The sequence below is a fragment of the Brevundimonas sp. P7753 genome (assembly GCF_013386595.1).
Taxonomy (GTDB): domain Bacteria; phylum Pseudomonadota; class Alphaproteobacteria; order Caulobacterales; family Caulobacteraceae; genus Brevundimonas; species Brevundimonas bullata.
This window is the reverse complement of the sequence record NZ_JACARP010000045.1, coordinates 1-25,105: the sequence shown is the minus strand read 5'-3', so window position 1 is coordinate 25,105 and position 25,105 is coordinate 1. Positions and strand designations below refer to the sequence as shown.

General features: G+C 67.2%; 25 protein-coding genes and 1 tRNA gene. 11 read left to right on the top strand and 15 right to left on the bottom strand.

The window, feature by feature from the left end; translation table 11 throughout:
• The first annotated feature begins 175 nt into the window (after positions 1–175).
• Positions 176–592: a hypothetical protein gene (locus HX774_RS10000; protein WP_178826467.1), complete on the top strand. Its 417-nt coding sequence runs from the start codon at positions 176–178 to the stop codon at positions 590–592.
• Between the two features lie 40 nt (positions 593–632).
• Here the strand turns inward: HX774_RS10000 and trpC are convergent, their stop codons facing one another.
• From trpC to HX774_RS09985, 3 genes are read right to left on the bottom strand one after another with little or no spacing between them, the layout of a single operon-like run.
• A complete protein-coding gene (trpC, locus tag HX774_RS09995; protein WP_178826465.1) occupies positions 633–1,430 on the bottom strand; it encodes an indole-3-glycerol phosphate synthase TrpC in 798 nt (265 codons plus the stop codon).
• On the bottom strand, positions 1,427–2,461 hold the full coding sequence (gene trpD / locus HX774_RS09990; protein WP_178826463.1) for an anthranilate phosphoribosyltransferase: 1,035 nt from the start codon (positions 2,459–2,461) through the stop codon (positions 1,427–1,429). Before trpD ends, trpC begins: the two co-directional genes overlap by 4 nt.
• Positions 2,462–2,465: 4 nt before the next feature.
• Complete coding sequence (locus HX774_RS09985; RefSeq protein WP_178826461.1) at positions 2,466–3,056, bottom strand: aminodeoxychorismate/anthranilate synthase component II; 591 nt, start codon at positions 3,054–3,056, stop codon at positions 2,466–2,468.
• 109 nt (positions 3,057–3,165) lie between these two features.
• On the opposite strand from HX774_RS09985, the gene HX774_RS09980 reads away from it, so the two are divergent.
• A complete protein-coding gene (locus tag HX774_RS09980) occupies positions 3,166–3,354 on the top strand; it encodes a hypothetical protein (RefSeq protein WP_114817024.1) in 189 nt (62 codons plus the stop codon).
• Here the strand turns inward: HX774_RS09980 and trpE are convergent.
• Complete coding sequence (gene trpE, locus HX774_RS09975) at positions 3,351–4,892, bottom strand: anthranilate synthase component I (RefSeq protein ID WP_178826459.1); 1,542 nt, start codon at positions 4,890–4,892, stop codon at positions 3,351–3,353. The two genes, HX774_RS09980 and trpE, sit on opposite strands and share 4 nt — an antisense overlap.
• Positions 4,889–6,817 carry a peptidylprolyl isomerase gene (locus HX774_RS09970; protein ID WP_178826457.1) on the bottom strand — a complete coding sequence of 643 codons (1,929 nt, stop codon included), beginning with the start codon at positions 6,815–6,817 and terminating at the stop codon, positions 4,889–4,891. The genes trpE and HX774_RS09970 overlap by 4 nt, the downstream gene beginning before the upstream one ends.
• Before the next feature lie 131 nt (positions 6,818–6,948).
• Between HX774_RS09970 and tpiA the strand changes: the two genes are divergently transcribed.
• The 3 genes from tpiA to HX774_RS09955 all read left to right on the top strand — a co-directional run bounded on the left by tpiA (position 6,949) and on the right by HX774_RS09955 (position 9,997).
• Complete coding sequence (tpiA, locus tag HX774_RS09965) at positions 6,949–7,698, top strand: triose-phosphate isomerase (RefSeq protein ID WP_178826455.1); 750 nt, start codon at positions 6,949–6,951, stop codon at positions 7,696–7,698.
• A gap of 105 nt (positions 7,699–7,803) precedes the next feature.
• Positions 7,804–8,223 (top strand): preprotein translocase subunit SecG, encoded by a 420-nt coding sequence (gene secG, locus HX774_RS09960; protein ID WP_370523470.1) that lies wholly within the window; start codon positions 7,804–7,806, stop codon positions 8,221–8,223.
• Positions 8,224–8,344: 121 nt separating this feature from the next.
• Positions 8,345–9,997 (top strand): CTP synthase, encoded by a 1,653-nt coding sequence (locus HX774_RS09955; protein WP_178826453.1) that lies wholly within the window; start codon positions 8,345–8,347, stop codon positions 9,995–9,997.
• Between the two features lie 9 nt (positions 9,998–10,006).
• Here HX774_RS09955 and HX774_RS09950 read toward each other — a convergent pair whose 3' ends face one another.
• From HX774_RS09950 to HX774_RS09930, 5 genes are all read right to left on the bottom strand, one after another.
• The gene (locus HX774_RS09950; protein WP_178826451.1) at positions 10,007–10,564 is read right to left on the bottom strand and encodes an RNA polymerase sigma factor; all 558 of its coding nucleotides are present in this window, start codon (positions 10,562–10,564) and stop codon (positions 10,007–10,009) included.
• Between the two features lie 8 nt (positions 10,565–10,572).
• A complete protein-coding gene (locus tag HX774_RS09945; RefSeq protein ID WP_178826449.1) occupies positions 10,573–11,013 on the bottom strand; it encodes a Spy/CpxP family protein refolding chaperone in 441 nt (146 codons plus the stop codon).
• Positions 11,010–11,285, bottom strand: a complete 276-nt coding sequence (locus HX774_RS09940) for a hypothetical protein (RefSeq protein WP_178826447.1) — start codon at positions 11,283–11,285, stop codon at positions 11,010–11,012. Before HX774_RS09940 ends, HX774_RS09945 begins: the two co-directional genes overlap by 4 nt.
• Before the next feature lie 131 nt (positions 11,286–11,416).
• Positions 11,417–12,826 (bottom strand): type I glutamate--ammonia ligase, encoded by a 1,410-nt coding sequence (gene glnA / locus HX774_RS09935; protein WP_114817033.1) that lies wholly within the window; start codon positions 12,824–12,826, stop codon positions 11,417–11,419.
• A 77-nt stretch (positions 12,827–12,903) separates the two neighbouring features.
• Positions 12,904–13,242, bottom strand: a complete 339-nt coding sequence (locus HX774_RS09930; protein WP_114817034.1) for a P-II family nitrogen regulator — start codon at positions 13,240–13,242, stop codon at positions 12,904–12,906.
• Positions 13,243–13,361: 119 nt separating this feature from the next.
• Between HX774_RS09930 and HX774_RS09925 the strand changes: the two genes are divergently transcribed.
• A complete protein-coding gene (locus HX774_RS09925; RefSeq protein WP_178826445.1) occupies positions 13,362–14,186 on the top strand; it encodes an NAD(P)H-hydrate dehydratase in 825 nt (274 codons plus the stop codon).
• A gap of 7 nt (positions 14,187–14,193) precedes the next feature.
• Here the strand turns inward: HX774_RS09925 and HX774_RS09920 are convergent.
• Together HX774_RS09920 and HX774_RS09915 are read right to left on the bottom strand one after the other, a co-directional pair.
• Positions 14,194–14,278 (bottom strand) — tRNA-Leu (locus HX774_RS09920).
• Positions 14,279–14,469: 191 nt separating this feature from the next.
• Positions 14,470–16,128, bottom strand: a complete 1,659-nt coding sequence (locus HX774_RS09915) for an amino acid permease (protein WP_114817036.1) — start codon at positions 16,126–16,128, stop codon at positions 14,470–14,472.
• A gap of 160 nt (positions 16,129–16,288) precedes the next feature.
• On the opposite strand from HX774_RS09915, the gene hrpB reads away from it, so the two are divergent.
• Both hrpB and HX774_RS09905 read left to right on the top strand, forming a co-directional pair.
• Entirely contained in the window at positions 16,289–18,724 is a 2,436-nt protein-coding gene (hrpB, locus tag HX774_RS09910) for an ATP-dependent helicase HrpB (RefSeq protein ID WP_178826443.1), read from the top strand.
• A gap of 63 nt (positions 18,725–18,787) precedes the next feature.
• Positions 18,788–20,077 (top strand): MFS transporter, encoded by a 1,290-nt coding sequence (locus tag HX774_RS09905; RefSeq protein ID WP_370523469.1) that lies wholly within the window; start codon positions 18,788–18,790, stop codon positions 20,075–20,077.
• A gap of 4 nt (positions 20,078–20,081) precedes the next feature.
• Here the strand turns inward: HX774_RS09905 and HX774_RS09900 are convergent, their stop codons facing one another.
• The 3 genes from HX774_RS09900 to HX774_RS09890 are packed head-to-tail and all read right to left on the bottom strand — an operon-like array spanning position 20,082 to position 23,241.
• Positions 20,082–20,894, bottom strand: coding sequence for an RNA methyltransferase (locus HX774_RS09900; protein ID WP_178826439.1), 813 nt, complete (start codon positions 20,892–20,894; stop codon positions 20,082–20,084).
• A complete protein-coding gene (locus tag HX774_RS09895) occupies positions 20,894–21,790 on the bottom strand; it encodes a class I SAM-dependent methyltransferase (protein WP_178826437.1) in 897 nt (298 codons plus the stop codon). Before HX774_RS09895 ends, HX774_RS09900 begins: the two co-directional genes overlap by 1 nt.
• Positions 21,791–21,807: 17 nt before the next feature.
• A complete protein-coding gene (locus HX774_RS09890; RefSeq protein WP_255500332.1) occupies positions 21,808–23,241 on the bottom strand; it encodes a glycosyltransferase in 1,434 nt (477 codons plus the stop codon).
• Positions 23,242–23,383: 142 nt separating this feature from the next.
• On the opposite strand from HX774_RS09890, the gene HX774_RS09885 reads away from it, so the two are divergent.
• The 3 genes from HX774_RS09885 to HX774_RS09875 form a co-directional block, all read left to right on the top strand.
• Positions 23,384–24,016: a TetR/AcrR family transcriptional regulator gene (locus HX774_RS09885; protein ID WP_178826435.1), complete on the top strand. Its 633-nt coding sequence runs from the start codon at positions 23,384–23,386 to the stop codon at positions 24,014–24,016.
• 29 nt (positions 24,017–24,045) lie between these two features.
• Positions 24,046–24,807, top strand: coding sequence for an ABC transporter substrate-binding protein (locus tag HX774_RS09880; protein WP_178826433.1), 762 nt, complete (start codon positions 24,046–24,048; stop codon positions 24,805–24,807).
• On the top strand, positions 24,804–25,105 hold a 302-nt coding region (locus HX774_RS09875; RefSeq protein WP_178826431.1), incomplete at its 3' end, for an iron chelate uptake ABC transporter family permease subunit. The genes HX774_RS09880 and HX774_RS09875, both read left to right, overlap by 4 nt.

Sequence of the window (25,105 nt, the reverse complement as noted above, 5' to 3'; positions counted from 1 at the left end):
TTGTCGATGTTCTGTAAGTGTTCTTGCTGAATGTCAACTCGGCCCATTCAGCGAGCTCTGCCGCACAATCCTATTGGCGAAGCGATTTCGGCGTCGGAAGGTTTTGCTGCTGAGCAGTCCTTCAGGATGCTGCGCAAGGGTAGAAAACCGATGATATCCAGATCATCCTCTGCGAATGACCACCTTCACCGTATCGTTCGAGCCTGAGCTTCCTAGCGGGGGCGAAACTTCACCGCCGGAGCAGCCAGACTGGTCTCGTATTTACGAGATCACCGGGGGGCTTGAATACCACATGACGTATCATGTCTGCGACCAAGCGTTCGGCTACTACCCCACCGATGTGGTCGGCCTTCTTAGCGATCTGATCGGTGCGAAGGCGGAGTTGGATCGCGGTCAGGATGGGGCGATTAACATGAGCGGATACACCATCCTTGTGGTGGAGATCAGCGGAACCGGCATTGTCTTTTCTGAGCCATCCCCTTCGACGTGGCGGTGCGAAGTTCAAACCATCTTCGTTCGAGAAGCTCTGGATCAGGCCCTTCGCGACGTGTGGTCTTTTGTCACTAGCCTAGATCAATCGAGATCCAGCTAGGGCCGCTTAGGGACATTTACCGCTCAGCCGATATCCGACATTAGCCCAATGACAGCAGGGCCTTCGTCGCCGCTTCTACGTCGTCCTGACGCATCAAGCTTTCGCCGACGAGGATGGCCTGGGCGTGGGCGTCGGCGACGCGCTGGACGTCGTCGGGCGTGAAGATGCCGCTTTCGGCCACCAGCAGAGCCTTGACCGGGCTGAGCATGGACAGGCGCTCGGTGGCGTCGAGGTCGACCTCGAAGGTGCGAAGGCTGCGGTTGTTGACCCCGACCAGATCGCCGCCCAGCTTGCAGGCGCGGGCCATCTCGGCCTCATCGTGGGTCTCGATCAGGGCGTCCATGCCAAGACGCTCCGCCTCGGCCAGCAGGTCGGCGGCCAGGGCGTCATCCACCATGGCGAGGATGATGAGGATGCAGTCGGCGCCCAGGGCGCGGCTTTCCGCCACCTGCCAGGGATCGACCAGGAAGTCCTTGCGCAGGCAGGGCAGGGAGACTGCGTCGCGCGCGGCGGCCAGGAAGGCGTCGTCGCCCTGGAAGCTGGGGCCATCGGTCAGGACGGACAGGCAGGTGGCGCCGCCGCGCTCATAGGCTTTGGCCAGCGCGGGCGGGTCGAAGTCGGCGCGGATCAGGCCCTTGGACGGGCTGGCCTTTTTGATCTCGGCGATCAGGGCAGGGCGGCCCGTTTCCTCGGCGACGCGTTCCAGGGCGGCGCGGAAGCCGCGCGGGGCCGAGGCCTGGGCGGCGAGCCTCTCGATGGCGTCCTGAGAGGTTTCAAGCTTGCGGGCGGCCACGTCTTCGCGCTTGTAGGCGGCGATCTTCGCCAGAACGTCGGTCATGCGGCCTCAGGGTCGATGGGGGTGTTGGTGACGCGCACCAGGGTGTCGAGCGCGGCGGCGGCGCGGCCGTCGTCGATGATGGCGGCGGCCAGTTGGGCGCCTTCACGCAGGTCGGCGGCGCGGTCGGCCACGACCAGGGCGGCGGCGGCGTTCAGCACGACGATATCGCGATAGGGGCCGGGCGCGCCGGCCAGCAGAGCCTTCAGCGCCGCTGCATTATATTCGGCGTCGCCGCCGCGCAGGTCGTCCAGCGTCGCCAGCGGCAGTCCGGCGTCGGCGGGCGAAACAGTGAAGCGGCGCACGGCGCCGTCCTTCCACTCGGCCACCTCGGTCGGGCCTGTGGTGGTCAGTTCGTCCAGACCCTGACCATGGACGGTCCAGGCACGCCGGGCGCCGAGACGGCCCAGCACCTCGGCCAGAGGCTCCAGCAGGGCGGGGTCATAGACGCCCATGACCTGACGGTTCGCATGGGCTGGATTACAAAGCGGCCCCAGGAGATTGAAAACCGTACGGAAACCAATCTCGGCGCGGACCGGGCCGACGTGACGCATGGCCCCGTGATAGGTGGGGGCGAACAGGAAGGCGATGCCGGCCTGATCCAGGGCGCGGGCCTGTTGCGGTATGGTGGCGTCGAGGTTGACGCCGAGCGCGGCCAGCACGTCCGACGAGCCGGACTTGGAGCTGATGGCGCGGTTGCCGTGCTTGGCGACCTTCAAGCCGGCGCCCGCCAGGACGAAGGCGGCGGCGGTCGAGACATTATAGGTGTGCTGGCCGTCGCCGCCGGTGCCGCAGGTGTCGATCACCTCGTCGAACGGATGATCCAGCGACAGGGCGGCGTCGCGCATGGCGGTGGCGAAGGCCACGATCTCGTCCACCGTCTCGCCACGGATACGCAGGGCGGTGACGGCGGCGGCGACCTGGGACGGGGTCGGTTCGCCGCGCAGGCAGGCGGAGAAGAAGGCGTGGGCCTCATCCGGCGTCAGGACGCGCCCGTCCACCAGCTTGGCCAGCAAAGGCTTGAAACCATCCATGGCCTCAGACCATCGCCAGACGCTTGACGCCCGCCAGATCGAGGAAGTTGGCGATCATGTCATGGCCATGCTCGGTGGCGATGGATTCCGGGTGGAACTGGACCCCGTGGATCGGCCGGGTGCGGTGGGCCAGGCCCATGATCTCGCCGTCGGCGGTCCAGGCGGTGACTTCCAGCTCATCCGGCAGGGTTTCGCGACGCACGGCCAGGGAGTGATAGCGGGTGGCGGTGAAGGGCGAGGGCAGGCCCTTGAACAGGCTGCGGCCCTCATGCTCGATCGGCGAGGTCTTGCCGTGCATCAGGGTCTTGGCGCGGATCACCTCGCCGCCAAAGGCCTGACCGATGGCCTGGTGGCCCAGGCAGACGCCGAAGATCGGCATGTCCTGCGGCGCGGTCGTGATCAGGGGCAGGCAGATGCCGGCCTGATCCGGGGCGCAGGGGCCGGGGGACAGCAGCACGGCTTCAGGCTTCAAGGCCCAGGCTTCTTCCACCGTCAGGTCGTCGTTGCGGACGACATGCGTCTGGGCGCCCAGCTCCGCGAGGTAGTGAACGAGGTTGTAGGTAAAGCTGTCGTAGTTATCGACGACGAGGATCATGACGAGGTTCTTAAGGTGGGAGGGACGACGCGCCAAGCGAAGGCGGGAGGAAAGCGGACGTTAAGCAGTCCGCGCGATACAGGAGCATCGCCATCGGAAGAAATCCGTCTTGACCCGCTTAGAAGCCATCCGCGACGCCCAGGCCCTGCTCGATGAGCCGGCCACAGAGCAACCCAAGCCGCTGCGCCTGCTGGCGGCGGCCGCCTTCGCCGCGACGGCGGCGGTGATGCTGGCGGGGACCATGGTCGTGGGCCCCGGCGTGTCGTTCGACCAGGGTTCCACGGTTTCCAATCCTTAGATCTTGCCGTCGGCGCCCTGGCCGCGAGTCGTCGCGTTGAATCGCCACGCGTCCTCGGCCGCCTTCATCGGGGCGCGGGCCTTGGCCAGGGTTTCGGCGTATTCGGCCGCAGGATCGCTGTCGGCCACGACGCCGGCGCCGGCCTGAACGAAGATCTGATTCTGGGCGAACATGGCGGTGCGCAGGACGATGCAGATGTCCGCCTCGCCATTAGCCGAGATATAGCCCACGCCGCCGCCGTAGCCGACGCCGCGCTTTTCGGCTTCCAGTTCGTCGATGATGCCCATGGCCCGGACCTTGGGCGCGCCGGACAGGGTGCCGGCGGGCAGGGCGGCCAGAAGCGTGTCAACCGCGTCCAGCTTGGGATCAGCGGCGCCGTGCACGTTGGAGACGATGTGCATGACCTGACTGTAGCGCTCGACCATGAAGCTCTCGGTCACTTCGACGGTGCCGGGGGCCGAGACACGACCCACGTCGTTGCGGCCAAGGTCGAGCAGCATCAGGTGTTCGGCGCGTTCCTTCGGGTCGGCCAGAAGCTCGGCTTCAAGCGCCCTGTCTGCCTCGGGCGTGGCGCCGCGCGGGCGGGTGCCGGCCAAGGGGCGGATAGTGACGCGACCGTCCTTCAGCCGGACCAGGATTTCGGGGCTGGACCCGGCCAGCTGGAAATCGACGTAGTCGAGGAAGAAGAGATAGGGCGACGGATTGCCCCGACGCAGCGAGCGATAGAAGGCGAAGGGGTCCTGGCTCCACGGCGCAGAGAAGCGGTGGCTGAGGACGACCTGGAAGATGTCGCCCGCCGTGATGTAGTCCTTGGCCTTGGCGACCATGGCGTCGAAGCCCTTGGCGTCGACCGGCGAATGGAAGTCGGGCGCGGGCAGGGGCTCGGCCTCCCGCTGGATCGGCAAAGGGCTGCGCAGACGGTCTTCGAAGTCGTCCAGGCGCGCGACGGCGGCCGAGAAGGCCGTGTCGGGGTCGGCTGCGCTGTCGGGATAGGCGGCGGCGATCAGGACGATCTCATGCTTCACCGAATCGAAGATGGCGACCAGCGACGGGCGCGCCATGACGGCGTCGGGCAGGTTCAGCGGGTCGGGATTCGCGGGGCCCAGCGGCTCCAGCAGCCGCACCATGTCGTAGCCGAAGACCCCGAACAGGCCGGCGGCCATGGGCGGTAGGTCATCAGGAAGGTCGAACTTCGTGGCGGCGATCAGGGCGCGGAGGGATTCGAGCGCGGGCCGGTCTTCCGCTGTGAATCGGTCGGACAGGACGGCCTCGCCGCGCGCCATCTCGGCCTTGCCGTCGCGGCAGCGCCAGACCACGTCGGGCGCCAGGGTGACGATCGAATAGCGACCGTTGACCGCCCCGCCTTCAACCGACTCCAGCAGGCTGGCGTAGGGCCGTCCGTGCCCGACCTTGAGGAAGGCCGAGACGGGCGTCTCCAGGTCGTCGATCAGGCGACGCACGACGACCTGGGGGCGGCCTGATTTCAGGCCCGAGACAAACGCGGCGCGTTCAACTTCCTGTCCGGCGCCTTGGCTCATTTCTTGGCGGGCGCGGGGACGGCCGGAGCCGCCGGAGCGGCTGCGGGGGCTTCGATGCCCAGGGCGGCGATGGCGGCGGCCGGGTCGTTCTTGGCCTTCACGCGGGCGGCGGCGGCGTTGAAGCTGGTCTCAACCATGGCGTTGGCCAGTTCCTGGGTCAGGCGCGGGCGAACCTGCTCGACCAGGGGCGCGGCCAAGGCCGGGCTGGCGCCGTGGATGGCGTCGACGCGGCCCACAATGAAGCCGTTCTGGGCCTGGCCGGTGAAGACCTGATCCTTGCCCTGACCGAACAGGCCGCGCAGGACGCCTTCGCCGAGCTGAGCCTGGGTTTCACGGCTCTGCTGGACGCCGGCGCGGGTCACCAGCGGGGCGTTGACCGAGGCGGCGACCTTGGCGATGTCCTCGCCGGCGCGGACGCGACCCGCCAGTTCCTCGGCCTTGGCCGACAGGCGGCGAGCGTTTTCACGCATCGTCCATTGCTGGGTCAGAGGGGCGCGGACCTCGTCCAGGGTCGGCAGCGACGACGGGCGGATGTCGTCGACGCGCACGGCGAAATACTGACCTTCACCGGCGTCGATGATGTCGCTCTCGCCGCCCTTGGACAGGGCGTAGGCGGACTCGAAAATCTGACGCGGCGCGTTCAGCGGCTGACCGTCAGGCAGGCGGCCATCGGCGGTGAAGGGCGGTAGCTGGACAATGCGGGCGCCGACGGCCTGGGCGGCGTCAGCCAGGTTCTTGCCTTCCTGACGGGCCTTTTCGTACTGCTCGACCTTGGCATAGGTCGCGCCCTTGACGTCTTCGGCGCGCAGTTCCTCGATCAGGGCGCTGCGGACGCTTTCCAGCGTGGCGGGGGCGCCGGCGGTGACGCTTGTGACCTTGGCGACGGTAAAGCCGACGCGGCTCTGGATCGGGTTGGAAACCTGATTGGCGGGCAGGGCGAAGACCGCCGCACCGACAGCCGGGTCGCCCAGGGCGCTTTGCGGCGTGTCGTTATAGGCAGCGGCTTCGATCTTGTTGGCGGCGGCGACTTCAGTCGGGGATTTACCGGCGCGCAGTTCAGCGGCGATGCGGTCAGCGGCGGCCTTGGTCGGAACGGTCAGCGTCACGAAGGAGCGCTTCTCGGCGTTCGACAGGGCGGCCTTGCGGAACTCGAAACGCTCACGGATGCGCTCTTCGGTGATCGGTGTCGCCTGGCTGTTGGGGCCGGGGTTGAACAGCGCGATCGAGATCATGCGGAATTCGGGACGACGCAACTGGGCGGCGTTCTCATTGATGAAGGCGGTCAGCTGGGCGTCGGTCGGGGCCGGCGTCGTGCCGGCCATGGCCTGGGTCACGTCAAACCAGCGGCCATCGCGCGTTTCCAGAGCCTGACCCGCGAGCAGGGCGCCGTAGATGCGCGGCACGCGGGCGCCAGCGAAGACGGCGGCGCCGAACTGGCTGGCGACGTACTGGTCGCGCAGGTCCTGTTCCAGCATTTCCGAGGTCAGACCCTGAGCGGCCAGAGCCTGCTCGTAACGGTCCTGATCGAACTGGCCGGAGACCTGGTTGAAGAAGGCCGGGATCTGACGGATTTCCTTCAGCACCAGTTCCTTGCCGGGACGGATGCCGGCGTTCCAGGCCCAGGCGAGGAAGCCCATGCGTTGGGTCTGGCTCTCCAGGTACTGGGTGTGGATGTTCTCCTTGACCATGTCCTCGAAGGACACGGGGCGACCGGCCTGCTCCTGCAGGTTGTTGCGGACGCGCTCGAAGTCAGCGCGGAACTGCGGGGCGCCGATGCTGCGGTCGCCGGCGTCGATGACGTGTTTCGGGCCGAAGCTCGAGAAGACGTCGGACTGGGCGCCCACGATCAGGAAACTGAGGATGATCAAGGCGAACAGGCCCGCAGCCCATTTCGACTTGGAGAAGTTGCGGAACAGCGTGATCATCGAGAAAGAACCTGACGAGGGCCGGCGTCAAAGGGGCGCCACGCTCGCCTATACGGGCAGTCCCTAGGGCGCCGCAAGCGGACGCACCCCAACATCTTGGCTTCCGCGACAACGGGACCTAAACAGGCCCCATGAAACAATCTGTGAAGCTGGTCGCCGGCAATTGGAAAATGAACGGTCTGGGCGCGAGCCTGGGCGAGGCTGAAGCTCTGGTAAAAGCCTTGCAGGAACAGGCTGCTGCCTGCCGCGTGGCCCTGTGCCCGCCGGCGACGCTGACTGAAAGGATGGCGCGCATCCTGGTCGACGGGCCGGTGGAACTGGGAGGGCAGGACTGCCACGCCGAAGCGTCCGGCGCCTTCACCGGATCGGTGTCCGCGGCCATGCTGGCGGACGCCGGCGCCAAGCTGGTGATTCTCGGCCACTCGGAACGTCGCGCCGGATTCGGCGAGAGCGACGCCGATGTCGCCGCCAAGGTCGAGGCGGCGCTGGTCGCCGGTCTGGAGCCGATCATCTGCATCGGCGAGACCCTGGCCGAGCGTGAGGCCGGGCAGGCGGTCGAGGTCGTCAGCCGTCAGGTGGCGGGTTCGCTGCCGTCGTTGCTGTCGGGCAAGGCCTTCGCCGTCGCCTATGAGCCGGTCTGGGCCATTGGCACGGGCCTGACGCCGACGCTGGAACAGATCGAGGAAGTCCACGCCGCCGTGCGCGCCGCCATGGTGGCCAGGCTGGGCGAGGGCGGACGCGTTGCGCCGATCCTCTATGGCGGCTCGGTCAAGCCGTCGAACGCGGCGGAAATCCTGGCGGTGGCCGAGGTGGGCGGCGCTCTGGTGGGCGGCGCCTCGCTGAAGGCCGAGGATTTCCTGGGCATTATTCGCGCCGCCTAGGCGAGGATTTCGCGCCACATTTCGTTCGGCGTTTGCCCCGGTCCCGCATCGGTGTTAGACGCCGCCGCTTGATCGGCGCATCTGCGCGCCCACATGATTGACACCATGCTCCAGACCATCTTGCTCGTCGCCATGATCCTGATCTCGGTCGCCTTGACGGCCGTGATCCTGCTGCAACGTTCTGAGGGCGGCGCCCTGGGCATGGGCGGCGGACCTTCGGGCTTCATGACCGCACGGGGCGCGGGCAACCTGCTGACGCGGGCGACCTCGATCCTGGCCGTGCTGTTCTTCGTGTGCGCCATCAGCCTGACGATCGCGGGCAACTTCGCACGCGGCTCGCGTTCGGTCATCGATGCCGACGCCGTGGGCGCCCTCGCCATCGGTTCCGACCAGCAAACGGCGCCCGCTGAACAAGCGGCCCCGACGCCGGCCGCTCCGGTCGCGCCGTCGCTGGACGATCTGGAAGCCAGCCTTCCGGCCGCTTCCGGTTCGGCGCCGACCCCGGCTCCCGCTCCGGCGCCATAAACCGCCGACAGCCTCGAAATCCCCGAAAGCGCGCCGCAGGGCGCGCTTTCTTATTATGTTCAACAGTTGTTTTGCGTCGGGCCATGCTCCCGCCGCGAATCATGGAGTAAGGTGTCCGCCCATGGCTCGCTATGTGTTCATCACCGGCGGCGTGGTTTCCTCGCTAGGAAAAGGCCTCGCCTCCGCCGCTCTCGGCGCTCTTTTGCAGGCACGAGGTTACAAGGTCCGCCTGCGCAAGCTGGACCCCTATCTGAACGTCGATCCGGGAACGATGAGCCCCTATCAGCACGGCGAGGTCTTCGTGACCGACGACGGCGCCGAGACCGACCTCGATCTGGGCCACTATGAGCGCTTCACGGGCGTGTCGGCGGCCAAGTCCGACAACGTCACGACCGGGCGTATCTATTCGACCATCCTGGAGAAGGAGCGTCGCGGCGACTATCTGGGCGCGACCGTCCAGGTCATTCCGCACGTCACCGACCAGATCAAGCAGTTCTGCCTCAGCCCGGCCAAGACCGACGACGGCGAGGACGTGGATTTCGTCCTGGTCGAGATCGGCGGCACCGTCGGCGACATCGAGGGCCTGCCCTTCTTCGAGGCGATCCGCCAGCTGGGGCAGGACCTGCCGCGCGGCCAGTCCTGCTTTGTCCACCTGACCCTGCTGCCCTTCATCAAGACGGCCGGCGAGATGAAGACCAAGCCGACGCAGCACTCGGTGAAGGAACTGCGCTCCATCGGCATCCAGCCCGACATCCTGCTGTGCCGCTGCGAACAGCCGATCCCGGCTGAGGAAAAGCGCAAGATCGGCCAGTTCTGCAACGTGCGCGAAAGCGGCGTGATCCAGGCGATGGACTCCGCCGACATCTACGCCGTGCCGCTGGACTATCATAACGAAGGGCTGGACAGCGAAGTCCTGGCCCACTTCGGCATTACGGATGCGCCCCAGCCGGACCTGACCAGTTGGGAAGAAATCGTGCGTCGTCGGCTGCATCCGGACGGCGAAGTCACCATCGCCGTGGTCGGCAAGTACACCGTGCTCAAGGACGCCTATAAGTCCCTGATCGAGGCGCTGCATCACGGCGGCGTGGCCAACAACGTCAAGGTCAACATCGACTGGGTCGAGGCCGACACCTTTGCGGGTGATCCCGAGGCCTGCCAGGAGCGCCTGCAAGGCGCCCATGCGGTGCTGGTGCCCGGCGGTTTCGGCGAGCGTGGGGCCGAGGGCAAGATCGAGGCGGCGCGCTTCGCGCGTGAGCGCAAGATTCCTTACTTCGGCATCTGCTTCGGCATGCAGATGGCGGTGATCGAGGCGGCGCGGAACCTGGCGGGCTTCCCCAAGGCGACTTCGACCGAGTTCGGCCCAGCCGAAGAACCCGTCGTCGGTCTGATGACTGAGTGGACCCAGGGGAATGAGCGGGTCAAGCGAGAGCAGGGCGGCGATCTGGGCGGGACCATGCGTCTGGGCGCCTATGATTCGACGCTGATCGCGGGCTCCAAGATCGCCGAGATCTACGGTGCGACCGAGATCAGCGAGCGTCACCGTCACCGCTATGAGGTGAACATCAACTATCGCGACGCGATCGAGCAGAAGTCGGGACTGATCTTCGCCGGCCTGTCGCCTGACGGGGTCCTGCCGGAAACGGTGGAGCGTGCGGACCACCCTTGGTTCATCGGCGTCCAGTACCACCCGGAACTGAAGAGCCGTCCGTTCGCGCCGCATCCGCTGTTCGCCAGCTTCATCGGCGCCGCCGTGGTGCAGAGCCGCCTCGTCTAGGACGAGAGGCTAGGGCGAGCGGTCTAGCGCCGCCGCCAGCGCCCGGCGCGCCCGGGCGATACGGGTCTCGACCGCCTTGGGCGTCGCACCGATCAGGCGGGCGACCTCGGCGTGCGAGCGGCCCTCCAGCGTGGCCAGCAGCAAGGGCGTCTTCAGCGCGTCGGGCAGCGCCGCCAGGGCGCGATCCAGCAACGCCATGCGCCGACGGTCGTCCAGTTGAGTTTCGGCGGCGGGGGCGTCCTCGCCGACAGCCAGGGCCTCGGGTGCATCCAGGCCCATGACGCCGCGCACGGCGCGTCTGACGGCGCGCTTGCGGCTCCAGTCGCGACACTTGTTGATGGCGATGGCCCTGAGCCAGACCGGGAAGGGCCGCGCGGGGTCATAGCGGCGAATGGCCAGCCAGGCCGCGACATAGGTTTCCTGAACCAGATCATAGGCGTCGTCGTCTTCGCCCACATAGCGGCGGACGAAGCGATGCAGGTCGCCCTTGGTGGCCTCCATCAGCACGGTGAAGGCTGCGCGGTCGCCGCGCGCTGCGCGCGACGGCAGGGAAGCCTCGTCTTCCACCCTCGGACCTATCGGGTTTCTTGCAGCAGGGCGTCGGAGATGCCGCGATCAAAGACGCGGGTCTGTTCGGACGTCAGGACGGCCCGCATCTCGAAGACGTGGGCGATGGTCGCCTTTTGCAGCGCGCCCATGGCGTCATGGAAATGATCCACGGCGGCCTGGACCTGGGGGCTGTCGCCTTGATTCGCGGCGATGGCGGCGGCCAGTTCGCGGTTGGCGGCGCGGACGTCTTCTTCGAGAGCGGGGCGGGTCGTGGCGAAGCGGTCTTCGATGACCTTGAGGCGGGCGGCCTGTTCGGGGGTCAGGTCTAGGTCGTTGTGGATGATGTCGTGCAGGCTGGGCGCGGCGCGTTGCTGCGACACCCATCCGGCCCCGAGCCAGACGCCTGCGCCGCTGACCAGGGCGGCCAGAAGGGCGGTCAGGGCGATGGATTTCCAGCCGGCGATCATTGGCCCGCCTCCAGCCGGAACAGGGGCGAGGAGGCGCTGGCCAGGCTGAACACCTGAATCTCGGACGGCGGGGCGGGGCGGGTGAGGGCGAACAGGCCCCCGTTGGCCGCGCCGACGACCAGGGCCATGGCCAGCGCCGCGAGACGCACCTGACCCAGCCGCCGCTCGGACTGCTGCTGTTCGATGCGGCGCCAGACGTCGGCCTCCAGATTTCCCAGCCGGGAATTCTCGATCCGTGCGGTTCCGATCAGCCTGTCGATATCGTGCGTCATCGCTCGCCTTCGCCTGCCCTGCATTCCCTATACGCGGCTTTCGGAAGCTTCCCTCCATTGGCGGGCTCAGCCCACGAAAAAGGCGCCGGACGTTGCCGCCCGGCGCCTTGATCGTCAGGCCGATCCGAGGATCAGCAGCTGTAGTACATGTCGAACTCGACCGGGTGCGGGTGCAGTTGCAGACGGGCGACTTCTTCCGACTTCAGCGCGATGTAGCTGTCGATGAAGTCGTCATCCATGACGCCGCCCTTCTTGAGGAAGGCGCGGTCGGCGTCGAGGGCGTCGAGGGCTTCCTTCAGCGAACCGGCGACTTCGGGGATCGAGCCGCGCTCTTCCGGCGGCAGGTCGTAGAGGTTCTTGTCGGCGGGCGCGCCCGGATCAATGCGGTTCTCGATCCCGTCCAGACCGGCCATCAGCAGGGCGACGAACGTCAGGTAGGGGTTGCCCATCGGGTCGGGGAAGCGAGCTTCCAGACGCTTGGCCTTGGGCGACGAGACGTGCGGGATGCGGATCGAGGCCGAACGGTTGCTGGCCGAATACGCCAGCTTCACCGGGGCTTCGTAGCCGGGCACCAGGCGCTTGTAGGAGTTGGTGGTCGAGTTGGCGAAGGCGTTGATGGCCTTGGCGTGCTTGATGACGCCGCCGATGTACCACAGACATTCCTGCGACAGGCCGGCGTACTTGTCGCCGGCGAACTGGGGCTTGCCGTCCTTCCAGATCGACATGTGGACATGCATGCCCGAGCCATTGTCGGCGAACATCGGCTTGGCCATGAAGGTCGCCGACTTGCCGTAGGCCGCGGCCACGTTGTGGATCACGTATTTGTAGAGCTGCAGGCGGTCAGCCATGGTCAGCAGGTCGCTGAACTTCAGGCCTAGTTCGTGCTGCGCCGGGGCGACTTCGTGGTGATGCTTCTCGGGCTGCATGCCGAGGTCCTTCATCACGGCCAGCATTTCGCCGCGCAGGTCCTGGGCGGAGTCGACCGGGTTGACCGGGAAGTAGCCGCCCTTGTGACCCGGACGGTGGCCCAGGTTGCCCTCGGCGTATTCGGCGCCGGTGTTGGCCGGCAGTTCGGTCGAGTCGAAGCTGTAGCCGGTGTTGTGCGGCGCGGTGTTCCAGCGCACGTCGTCGAAGATGAAGAACTCGGCTTCCGGGCCGAAATAGACCACGTCGCCCACGCCCGAGGACTGGACATAGGCCAGGGCCTTCTTGGCCATCGAGCGGCTGTCGCGGTTGTAGGGCTCGCCCGTGTCGGGGCTGACGACGTCGCAGAAGAGGAACAGGGTGGTCTGCTGGTAGAAGGGGTCGATATAGGCCCGCTCCAGATCCGGCTTCAGCAGCATGTCGCTTTCGTTGATGGCCTTCCAGCCCGCGATCGACGAGCCGTCGAACATGGTGCCTTCTTCCAGGAACTCTTCGTCGACCAGGTCGATGTCGAAGGTGACGTGCTGCAGGCGACCACGGGTGTCGGTGAAGCGGACGTCGACGTACTGGACGTCCTTGTCCTTGATCTCTTGAAGGATCTTTTGGGCGGCGCTCATGCTCGAAGTCCTGTGGGTTCGGGGAGGAGAAGGAACGAAAAGCGGCCGCCCGGAAGGGACGGCCGTGAGGGTGGTGGTCAGATCGCCTGGGCGCCGGTTTCGCCGGTACGGATGCGGATCACGTCTTCCAAAGCGGAGACGAAGATCTTGCCGTCGCCGATCTTGCCGGTGCGGGCTGCGGTCTGGATGGCGTCGATCACGGCGGGAGCCAGATCGTCGGCAACGACGACCTCGATCTTGATCTTGGGGAGGAAGTCGATGACGTACTCGGCGCCGCGATAAAGCTCGGAATGACCCTTCTGGCGGCCATATCCCTTGGCTTCCAGCACGGTCATGCCCTGCACCCCGATATCCTGGAGAGCATCTTTTACTTCATCCAGCTTGAATGGCTTGATGACGGCTTCAATCTTCTTCATGGCGAGTCCCGAGCCGGCTCCCTGGTTGGTCCGACGCTCGGGTCGTAAAGGGACATTGCATTGCACAATAAGGCAAGCAATTTTCGTGCTCAGAGGCCATCCGTGAACGGAATTCGATCATGAACCCGATCAACGACCCCATGACATGGCGAAGCCGGCTGCCCTGGCCGGGCGCGGAGGCGCACAAGCACGCGCGCGGCCGGCTGGGCGTGGTGTCCGGCGGCGCCCTGTCGACTGGGGCGGCGCGACTGGCGGCGCGGGCCGGGCTGCGAATCGGAGCGGGTCTGGTGAAGGTGTTTTGCCCGCTGGACGCCGCGCCTGTGCTGGCCCCGACGCTGGAAGCCGTCATGCTGGCCAGTTTCGCCACAGCCGACCAACTGGCGACGCTGGCCCAACCCATGGACGCCGTGGTGATCGGCCCCGCGGCGGGCCTTACAGACGCCACAGCGGCCAATGTCGCGGCGCTGGGGCGGACGGGGGCTGATCTGGTGATCGACGCGGACGCCCTGACCCTGTTCCGGGATCGACCCGGCGACCTCTTCGCCTGTCTGGATCGCGACGACGTGCTGACGCCGCACGAAGGGGAGTTCGAGCGGCTGTTTCCCGGCTTGCTCGCTGAAGGACGGGAGCCCGCAGCCATAGAAGCCGCCACGCGTGCCGGCACGGTCCTTGTGTTGAAGGGCGGCGCAACGGTCATCGCTGCGCCTGACGGGCGCTGCGTCGTCAACGGCAACGGTTCGCCCTGGCTGGCGACGGCGGGCAGCGGCGACGTGCTGGCGGGCATGATCGGCGGACTGCTGGCCCAGCATATGGACAGCTTCGACGCGGCCTGTGCGGCGGTCTGGATGCACGCGGACGCCGCGCATCGTTTTGGGCCGGGACTGACCGCTGAGGACCTGCCGGATTTGATCCCGGCGGTGCTGGCCGATCTCTATCCTTGGTGAAGACCTGTGGTGCGGATGAGAGGACTCGAACCTCCACGCCTCTCGGCGCCAGAACCTAAATCTGGTGCGTCTACCAGTTCCGCCACATCCGCATAGGTAGGCGAAAGCCTGTAGGCGAGGGCGCGGAATTGGGCAACCGGCATAAGTCGCACCGCATCAAAAAAGGCCCCGGATCGCTCCGGGGCCTTTCTCGCTTTTGTGGCCTATCGCGCTTGCGCTGCTTGAGGCCATGTTTTTGTTGGCCTATCGCTTACGCCGCTTAAGGCCGGAACTGATCCGGGGATCAGTCCTTCTTGTTGTCGACGCCGTGGCCGAGAGCTTCCACAGCCGTTTCCAGCGTGGTGTCCTCGGTAATGTCGATGCCCTTGGCCAGCTTCGAGTTCCAGAAGCCATAGACGCCATAGATGATGGCGCCGATGACGGCGTAGCCGCCAAGCAGCATCAGCGGCAGAGGATTGTCCTCGGCTGCATGCTGGAACATCGGGATCAGGTTCTGGCTGGCCAGGAACAGGCAGGCGCAGATGCCCAGAACCGCCGTCACGATACCGCCAGGAACCTTGAACGGGCGGTGCATTTCGGGATGCTTCACGCGCAGCACGATGACCGACAGACAGACGATGGCGAAGGCCGTGGCCGTGCCCAGAGACACCAGGTCGCCCAGAATCGAGATCGGCAGGAAGGCGGCCGCGATGGCGATCAGGATGCCCAGAACGATGGTGCCGATCCAGGGCGTGCGGAACTTGGGGTGAACCTGAGCGAAGGCCTTGGGCAGGAGCCCGTCGCGAGCCATGGTGTAGAAGACGCGCGTCTGGCCGTAGCAGAGCACCAGCATGACCGAGGACAGGCCGGTGACGGCGCCGATCTTGATCAGGAAGGCGATCAGGTTCAGCTGGCCGCTGGGCGAGGCCGCCAAGGGCACGTTAGCCCACTCCAGACCCATGCGGTCGATGGCGACGGCGATGGGGGCCGGCGAGGCCAGTTCCAGGTAGGGGACGACGCCGGTCATGACGGCGGCGACGGCCATGTAGATCAGGGTGCAGACGAACAGGGCGCCCAGGATGCCGATCGGCACGTCCTTGGACGGGTTCTTGGCCTCGGCCGCAGCGGTCGAAACCGCCTCGAAGCCGACGTAGGCGAAGAAGATGATGGCCGCGCCGCGGAATATGCCGCCCACGCCGAACTGACCTGCCTGGCCCGTGGGCTCAGGGATGAAGGGGACCCAGTTGTCGGGGTTGATGTACTGGATGCCGACCGCGATGAAGGTCAGCAGAACGATGATCTTGATGACGACGATGGCGTTGTTGATGTTCGCCGATTCCGACACGCCCAGCACCAGCAGACCACAGACGGCGGCGATGCCGACGGCCGCCACCAGGTTGAAGGTGCCCGTCATCGGGAAGGAGGTCGCGCCGGCGTTCTGGACCAGTTGCACCAGAGGCGTGGCCCATTGGGGACCTTCGCCGCCTGCGTACTGTATGGACGGGAATATCTGCTGACTTATGCCGAAGTCGCTGAGGATCGACACGACATAGCCGGACCAGCCGACCGCCACGGTCGAGGCGGCGACCCCGTATTCCAGCACCAGAAGCCAGCCCATGATCCAGGCGAAGACCTCGCCGAGGGTGCCGTAGGCATAGGTATAGGCCGAGCCGGACACTGGCATGGTCGAGGCCAGTTCCGCGTAGCAGAGACCGGCGAGACCGCAGGCGATGCCCGCGACCACGAAGGACAGCATGATGGCCGGACCGGCGTTGGCCGAGGCCACCTGACCCGTCAGCACGAAGATGCCGGCGCCGATGATGGCGCCGATGCCCAGGCTCATCAGATTGATTGGACCCAGCGTCCGTTTCAGCTCGCTCTTGGCGGCTTCCTTCTGGATCTGGGCAATGGACTTTCTAAGGAAAAGTCGGTTGCCGGTTGGCTTTACGCCGTTTGCGGACATGTAGTCGCGCCCCCATCGATGTACACGGCAGGCCCTCCCCGGGCTGCCTTCTTGGGGGCGGACGCTAACCATCCGAAGGGCCGCGCGCAACGCGGTTTCGGTTGGATGAAGCAGAGACGACGCTTTCGTGAACCGGGGCGTTGCGGCTAGAGCCCATGTGATGCTGCCGATTCACGCCGTACTTGAACCGCTGAAAGCGGCCTTGGCCGCGACCCATGCGGTCGTGCTGGCCGCCCCGCCGGGGGCGGGCAAGACTACGGTCGTGCCTCTGGCCCTGCTGGATCAGCCGTGGCTGGGCGACCAGAAGGTGCTGGTGCTGGAGCCGCGCAGGCTGGCGGCGCGGGCGGCGGCGGACCGGATGGCGGCGACCCTGGGCCAGAAGGCGGGCGGCACGGTCGGCTATCGCACCCGTCTTCAGAGTCGGATCGGGCCCGAGACGCGGATCGAAGTCATCACCGAGGGCGTCTTCACTCGGATGATTCTCGACGATCCGGGGCTGGACGGCGTCGGCGCGGTCCTGTTCGACGAGTTTCACGAGCGCAGTCTGGACGCCGATCTGGGCCTGGCCCTGGCGCGCGAAAGCCAGTCGGTGCTGCGCGACGACCTGCGGCTGCTGGTCATGTCGGCCACGTTGGATATCGCGGGGGTGTCGAAACTTCTCGACGGCGCGCCGGTGATCGAGGCCGAGGGGCGGATGTTCCCGGTCGAGACCCTCTATCTGGGCCGCAACGCCGCCGAGCGATTCGAGGACGCCGTGGCGCGGGCGGTCATGCTGGCCCTGGGGGAGCAGACGGGGTCGGTGCTGGTGTTCCTGCCGGGACAGGGCGAGATCCACCGCACGGTTCAGCGTCTGAACGAGCGGTTGCGCGACCCATCGGTCGATGTGGTCGCCCTTTATGGCGCGCTGGACAAGGGCGAGCAGGACCGGGCCATCGAGCCGGCGCCGCCCGGACGGCGCAAGGTGGTGCTGGCGACCTCGGTAGCCGAGACCAGCCTGACCATCGAAGGCGTGCGGGTGGTGATCGACGGCGGCCTGTCGCGCGTGCCGCGGTTCGAGCCGTCTAGCGGACTGACGCGGCTGGCGACGGTCAAGGTCAGCCGGTCGTCGGCCGAACAGAGGCGGGGCCGCGCCGGTCGCGTCGAGCCAGGCGTCTGCTACCGCCTTTGGGACGAGGAGCAGACGCGGGGGCTGGTCGCGCATCAGCGGCCTGAAATTCAGGAAGCCGACCTGACCGGGTTCGCGCTCGATCTGGCGCGTTGGGGGGCGAAGTCGGTCGAGGGCCTGGCCCTGCTGGACCCGCCGCCCGCCGGGGCTATGGCCGAGGCGCGGAAGCTGCTGACCCGGCTGGGGGCGCTGGATGGGAAGGGCGACCTGACGCCGCACGGGCGACGGCTGACGCGGATTCCCCTGCCGCCGCGACTGGCGCACATGGTCGCCGTGGCTTCGGATCAGGACGACGCCTTGGGCGGGGCGAAGATCGCGGCGGTGCTGAGCGAGCCGGGGCTGGGCGGGAACGCCGTTGATCTGCATGACCGGCTGAAGGGGCTGGAGCGGGATCGCTCGCCACGGGCGCGGGACGCCATGAAGCTGGTCGAGCGGTGGGCGCGGGCGGCGGGCGGTGGGGAAGGCGGCGAGGCGGACGCGGGCCTGTTGCTGGCCGAGGCCTTCCCCGAGCGAATCGCGCGGGCGCGCGGCAAGCCGGGCGAGGTGCTGCTGGCGTCGGGGCGCGGGGCCTTCCTTGATCCAACCGAACATATGACGCGCGAGCCTTGGCTGGCGGTGGCGGAACTCGGCGGCGGCGACGCGCGCGACCGCATTCGTCTGGCGGCGGCGCTGGACGCGGCGACGCTGGAGACCGATCTGGCCCACCGGATCGAGGTCGAGGACCGACTGGCGCGTGAACCCTCGGGCAAGCCGGTGATCCGTCGCATTCGCCGGATCGGCGCCTTGGTCCTGGACGAGAAGGTCGTCGGCGCGCCGGATCGGGCGACCATGACGGCTGCCCTGAAATCAGAAGTCGAGGCGGGCGGGCTGAAGGCCCTGAACTGGGGCGAGCAGGCGGGCGCGCTGCGGGCGCGGCTGGCCTTCCTTCATAGGCTGGATGCGACCTGGCCAGATGTATCGGACGAAGGTCTGCTGGCCCTACGTGAGGACTGGCTGTGGCCGCTGTTGGATGGCGCGCGGTCGCTGGGCGACATCGGCGACGGCAAGCTGGCCGAGGCGCTGCGCGGGCTGGTCCCGTGGGACTTGCAGCGCAAGCTGGACGACCTGGCCCCGCCGCGTCTGACCACGCCGTTGGGTTCGGCCAGCATCGATTACGCCGCCGAGGGCGGGCCGCGCGTCGAGATCCGGGTGCAGGAGCTGTTCGGGGTCAAGACCCATCCAACGGTCGGCGGCGGGCGGGTTCCGCTGACGCTGTCCCTGCTGTCGCCGGCGCGGCGGCCAGTGCAGGTAACGAAGGACCTGCCGGGGTTCTGGACCGGGTCCTGGGCGGCGGTGCGCAGCGAGATGCGGGGCCGCTATCCGCGTCACCCGTGGCCGGAAGACCCCGCCAACGCCACGCCTACAAACCGGGTCAAACCGCGCGGGACCTGAGGCTCCGCTTGACGGAGGTTGGCGGCGCACCGCAATGACCTTGCATCAATGCAAGGATTTCGCGTGGCCGACGCTGTACTCTCACCGCCTGTCGCCTCCAAACGGAGAATTCTGTTCGCTAGCCTGATCGGCACGACGATCGAGTTCTTTGACTTCTACATCTACGCTACGGCGGCGGTGCTGGTGTTTCCGGCCCTGTTCTTCCCCGGCGAGGATGCGACGACGGCCATGCTGTCGTCCTTCGCCACCTTCTCCATCGCCTTCTTCGCGCGGCCGGTCGGCGCAGTCGTCTTCGGGCATTTCGGCGACAAGGTGGGACGCAAGGCGACCCTGGTCGCGGCCCTGATGACCATGGGGCTGTCCACGGTGGCCATCGGCCTGCTGCCGACCTACCAGTCCGTCGGCGTGATCGCGCCCCTGCTGCTGGCCTTTTGCCGATTCGGGCAGGGCCTGGGGCTCGGCGGCGAATGGGGTGGAGCGGTGCTGCTGGCGACCGAGAATGCGCCGCCGGGCAAGAAGGCCTGGTTCGGCATGTTCCCGCAACTGGGCGCGCCGATTGGCTTCATCCTGTCGACCCTGAGCTTCATCATTCTGACGGCGACGCTGAGCAATGAGCAGTTCCTGACCTGGGGCTGGCGCATTCCCTTCATCGCCAGTTCTCTGCTGGTCATCGTCGGCCTGTGGGTGCGGCTGCGCATCACCGAGACGCCGGAATTCAAGACCGCCATCGACAAGGCCGAGCGAGTCGAGACGCCGATCTTGACCCTGCTGGCGCGGCACAAGTTCGCCTTGCTGACCGGGACCTTGGCCGGTCTGGCGACCTTCGTCCTGTTCTATCTGATGACGGTCTTCGCCCTGGGCTGGGGCACGACGGCGATGGGCTATAGCCGCGAACAGTTCCTGCCGATCCAGCTGCTGGGCGTCTGCTTCTTCGGCCTGTTCATTCCGCTGTCGGCCCTGGCGGCGGATCGCTGGGGGCAGGGGAGGACGCTGCTGGTCACGTCGGTCGCCATCGCTCTGTTCGGCCTGGCTCTGGCCCCGCTGTTTGGCGGCGGCGGGCTGGCGGGGGTGGTGGCCTTCTTCATCATCGGTTTCAGCCTGATGGGCTGCACCTATGGGCCGCTAGGCGCAGCCCTGGCGCGGCCCTTCCCGACGGCGGTGCGTTATACCGGGGCGTCGATGACCTTCAATCTGGCCGGGATTCTCGGCGCGTCGCTGGCGCCCTTCGCGGCGACCTGGCTGGCCGGGCGCTACGGTTTGCAGGCGGTGGGGGCCTATCTGGCCGTGGCCGCCGTCCTGACCATTCTGGCCCTGTTGGGCATGAACCGGATCAAGACGGAAGGCGAAACCTGATAGTCTAGATGTCCGTGCCGTAGGCCGCGTCGGTCACGGCATAGACCATGATGCCCGTGGCGATCGCCAGGTTCAGGCTGTCGGCCCGGCCGCGCATGGGAATCTTGACGTTCAGGTCGCAGGCGGCGGCCATTTCGTCGGTCAGACCGGCCTGTTCATTGCCCATCATGATCAGGGCCGGATGGCGCACGGGGCTGTCGCGATAGCCATGTTGGGCGTCCAGACGGGTGCCGATGACGCTGCCCGGCCACTGGGCGCGCCAAGTCAGGAATTCCTCGCGCGACGCCTTGCTGATGGTGACGGCGAAGACCGAGCCCATGGTGGCGCGCACGGCCTCGACCGAGAAGGGATCGACGCAGTCGCCGATCAGGATGACGCCGCCGCAACCGGCGGAATCCGCCGTGCGGATGATGGTGCCGAGGTTGCCCGGATCACGCACCTGCTCCAGCGCCACCCAGCAGGGCTTGGCGTCCGGCTTGATGGCGTCCAGCGGTGTATAGACCTGTTCGAACACGCCCAGCACCGTCTGGGGATTGTCGCGACGGCTGATCTTTTCGAGGATGGCGTGGGTGACGACGATGATCTGGCCGCCGGCCTTGATCGTCTCGGCCTTGGCGCGGTCCAGCAGGGGATGTGGCCGGGCCTCTTCGCCGACCAGCAGCATGACCGGAGCGCGGCCTTGGTCCAGAGCCTCGCCGATGAATTTCAGACCCTCGGCCAGGAAGCGCCCGGTCAGGTCGCGTTCCTTGCGCATGTGCAGGGCGCGGACCGACTTGATCGTGTCGTTGGTCAGGGAGGTGATGACGCGCTCGTACATCAGGCGCTCCATCTGGCGAAGAAGCTGAGGCCGATGGCGCGGGCGTTCGGGCCGTCTTCCGACAGGGCCAGTTCGCCCCAGTCGATGCGTCCGCCGCGATCATGCGTGGCCTCGGCCATGGCGTGCGCCAGCGACAGGCCGGAAATGCGGGCGGCATAGGCGTTCAGCAGCAGGAAGGAGGCGTCGTCGGACAGAAGCGCGGCGCAGTCTTTCAGCAACTCGGGCATGTCCTCGAACAGGCGCCAGACCTCGCCGTTGGCGCCGCGACCGTACTTCGGCGGGTCCAGGATGATGCCGTCGTACTTCGAGCCACGGCGCACTTCGCGGGCGACGAACTTGCGGGCGTCTTCGACGATCCAGCGGATGGGGTGGTCGGACAGGCCCGATTGTTCTGCGTTCTCGCGAGCGTAGGCGACGGACTTCTTGGATGCGTCGACGTGGGTGACGTGCGCGCCCGCTGCTGCGGCGGCTAGGCTGGCGACGCCGGTGTAGCCGAACAGGTTCAGGATCTTGGGCTGGCTCAGCGTGCGAACGCGGGCGTCCATCCACTCCCAGTTGGCCGCCTGCTCGGGGAAGAAGGCCAGGTGGCGGAACGGGGTGAAGCGGCCGGTGAAGCGCACGTCGCGCCATTTCAGCGGGAAGGCGTCGACGGGGCCGTGGGCGTCAAAGCGCCAGCGACCGGCGTCCTCTTCTTCCTGCTGCGGATCGAAGACAGCAGTGGCGCGCTCGAAGGCCGCCGGATCGCGCGGCGCCCAGAAGCACTGCGGCTCGGGTCGGACGACGGTGTAGCGGCCGTAACGCTCCAGCTTGCGACCATGACCGCTGTCCAGCAGCGCATAGTCGGACCAGCCTCGCGTGACGAGGGTTTCGGGCGTGGAAGAGAGAACGGGAGCCATCTGCGGCTGATAGGCGCTCAGGCGGCTGCTCGTCCAGCGTCGGCGACCAAGGGCTGAAGGAACTGTGCGGATTCTTCGCGGGCGATGTCGGGTCGATGGGCCGTCTTGTCCCAGCGATGAGGCTCCGCGATCAGGCGAACGAAGGCATGGACGAAGGCCAGGCTGAGCAGCGACCAGTAGAAGGGGGCGACCAGCATATCCCATGGGTTGAAGGGCGCTCCGGCGCGGCGCGCTCCGATGGCTGTCGTCAGGATGGCCGCCGACGCGCCGCACAACAGAACGCCCAGGCCAAGCCAGGGCGTCGCGAGCAGTTGGCCCGTCATCAGCGTCATCAGAAGGAAGGCGCCGACCCAGGCGATGGACAGGGCGTGCAGGCCCGCCGACGCCAGCCCCGCGCCGAGCGTCAGGGTCATCGCGGTCCATCCCCGCCAGCCCATGCCCCAAGCGGAGCGGGTATGAACCAATAGGGTCTGCATATAGCCCTTCAGCCAGCGGGTGCGTTGCGGCAGCCAGTGGACCAGGTCGCCCGGCGGGGTCTCATAGGTGGGACGGCCGAGCACGCCCAGCCGCCAGCCGCGACGCCAGATGCGAAAGCCCAGGTCGGCGTCCTCGGTCACGTTCCAGGCGTCCCATCCGCCAAGCGCGCGCAGGGCTGAAACCCGGAAATGATTGCTGGTGCCGCCCAAGGGGAAGGGCAGTCCCATCCGCGCCATGGCCGGCAGGGTGATCTCGAACAGGGCCGCATATTCAGCAGCGAACTGGCGATCCAGGAAGGGCGAGGTGTCGCGCCCCTTGTGCAGACGACGGATGCGCAGCGGCGCCTGCAAGCAGACCAGTTCGCCGTCCTCGACCGCGAAACGGGCGGCGGCTTCACGGAGTTGAAGCGGGTCGGGATCGTCTTCGGCGTCATAGACGGTCAGCAGTTCCCCACGCGCGACGCTCAGGGCGTGGTTCAGGGCTCGTGGTTTGGTCGTCGGCACGCCGGGCGGGACCACCAGCACATGAAGCCAGTCTGGCAGGGCCAGGGCTCGTGCGGCGTTGATGGTCGCCTGATCGTGAGCTTCCAGCGCGAGATAGCCGTCCAGAAGGTCCGGCGGATAATCGAGGTTGGCCAATCGCTCGACCAGATGCGGCAGTATGGCGGCTTCGTCATAGAGCGCCACCACGATCGAGTAGCGCGGCAGAGGGGCCGCAGTGGACGCCGCCGCAATGGGCGCCGCGCGGTGACGCAGACTGACGATCACCGTCAGAAGCCGCCATGCCACAATGGCCAGAAAACCGACCTGCACGAACAGCAGCAGAAGGGACCCGACGCGAGGCCAAGCCATGATGGAAGCCGCCAAGGCGACGCAGAGCGACGCCGCCGCCAGCAACTGCACGGGTGTCGCTGTGATCTTCGCAGCGTCAGCCGATTTGACGGCGCCCAGCCCCCCGGGGAAACGTCCGTGCATTCCAGGCCTTCCCCCTGAAGCGTAAAAAGTTAACCGATATTAAGAATGACGTTACTAATACCTTCGTTATTCGAATGGCAAGTGATTGGTGATTCGCAGCGGTTGCGGCTATGCAGTGGGCGTCCCGTCATGGAGTTCTGGATTGCCCGGCGACTCGACCCCCACGCCACGTTCGGCCCGCAAGCCCAAGGGCGAGGGCCATGTTCGGCGCGCCGAGATTCTGGCGGCGGCGGAGCGCATCTTCGTCGAGCATGGCTATGAAGGCGCGACGATCCGCAAGATCGCCGATGAGGTCGGTCTGTCGTCGACGGCGCTCTATATGCATTTCGCCGACAAGAGCGAGATGCTGCATGAAATCTGCCGTGGGACCTTTGAGGCGCTGATCGCGTCTCACCAGCAGATTCTGGCCGAGGATGAGCCGCCCGAGGCGCGGCTGCGGCGAATGATCGAGGCCTATATCAAGTTCGGCTTCGAGAACCCCAACGCCTATCGGCTGACCTATCTGACCCGGCCCGTCGAGGCGCGCGAGGGCGCGCAGTCGGTGGCGCAGGAGACGGGCGCCGAGCTGTTCCGGGCCTTTGTCGCCGTCGTCGAAGAGGCGGTGGCGGCTGGTCGGATGCAGGGCGATCCCGCGACCATTGCCCAGGTCATCTGGGCGTCGGGCCACGGCATTGTCTCGCTCCGGATCACCAAGCCCTATTTCGAATGGGCGGATCGTGACGATCTGACCCGGACGATGCTGGACGCCCTGTTCGCGGGCCTGCTCAGGCCGTGAGGGCGGTTCTCGGGGCCTTGGCGGCTCTTATGGTTCTGACGCCGGCTGCGGCCGAGGCGCGGCCGTTGCGGGTGCTGTCGCTGGATCAGTGCGCCGACCAGTATGTTCTCGCCCTAGCGCCCGAGGCCGAACTGGCCCTGTCGTCGCGGGCGGACGACCCGGATTCCTGGATGCGAGACGCGGCGCGGGGTCGGCCTCGGGTTCGCCCGACGCTGGAGGCGGCCATCGGGTTCCAGCCAGACGTCGTGGTCCGCTACTGGGGCGGGGAGCCGCGCCTGTTAGCGGCCTTGGACAAGCGCGGGACGCGGGTGCTGGCCATCAGTGACGCCACCGACATGGACGGCGTCCGCGAAAACCTGAGGTCCGTTTCGCGGGGGCTGGGCCAGGAGACGCGAGGCGCGGCCCTGATCGCCCAAATGGACCGGCGGCTGGCCCAGGCGGCAGGCGCGGGGCGCGGACGCGAGGCCGTCTATGTCACGCCGGGCGGCTATACGACCGGGTCCGGGTCGCTGATCGATTCCATTCTGAAGGCGGCGGGGTTCCGCAACGGCGTGAGCGGGCCGGGCTATCAGCCGCTGGGGATCGAGAAGATCGCGCTGAGCCCGCCGGCCTTGTTCGTGCGCGGGTTCTTCCAGCAATGGCGGGCGGACTGGCGCGGGCCGGGGCGGCATCCCGTGGTGGCGCGCGCCGCGCAGGGGCGGACGGTGGCGGACCTGCCGGCCGCGACCTTGAGTTGCCCCGCCTGGTTCGCGGCGGACGCGGCGGCCCTGCTGGCGGAGGCTGCGCGATGAACAGACATTTGAGCCTGAACCTCGGACTGGCGGCGGCCATCCTGCTGGCCCTTGTCGGGGCGGTGCTGTTCGGCGAGACGGCCCTGTCGGCGACCCAGTATGGGCAGGCCCTGGCCGATCCGGCGTCGGGGCCGGGCGAGGTGCTGTGGCAGGTGCGGGCGCCGCGCGCGGTCTGCGCCCTGATGGTCGGGGCGGCCCTGGGGCTGGCGGGGGCGGTGCTGCAAGGCCTGCTGAGGAACCCGCTGGCCGATCCGGGCGTGCTGGGCGTGTCGGCCACGGCGGCGCTGGGCGCGGCGGG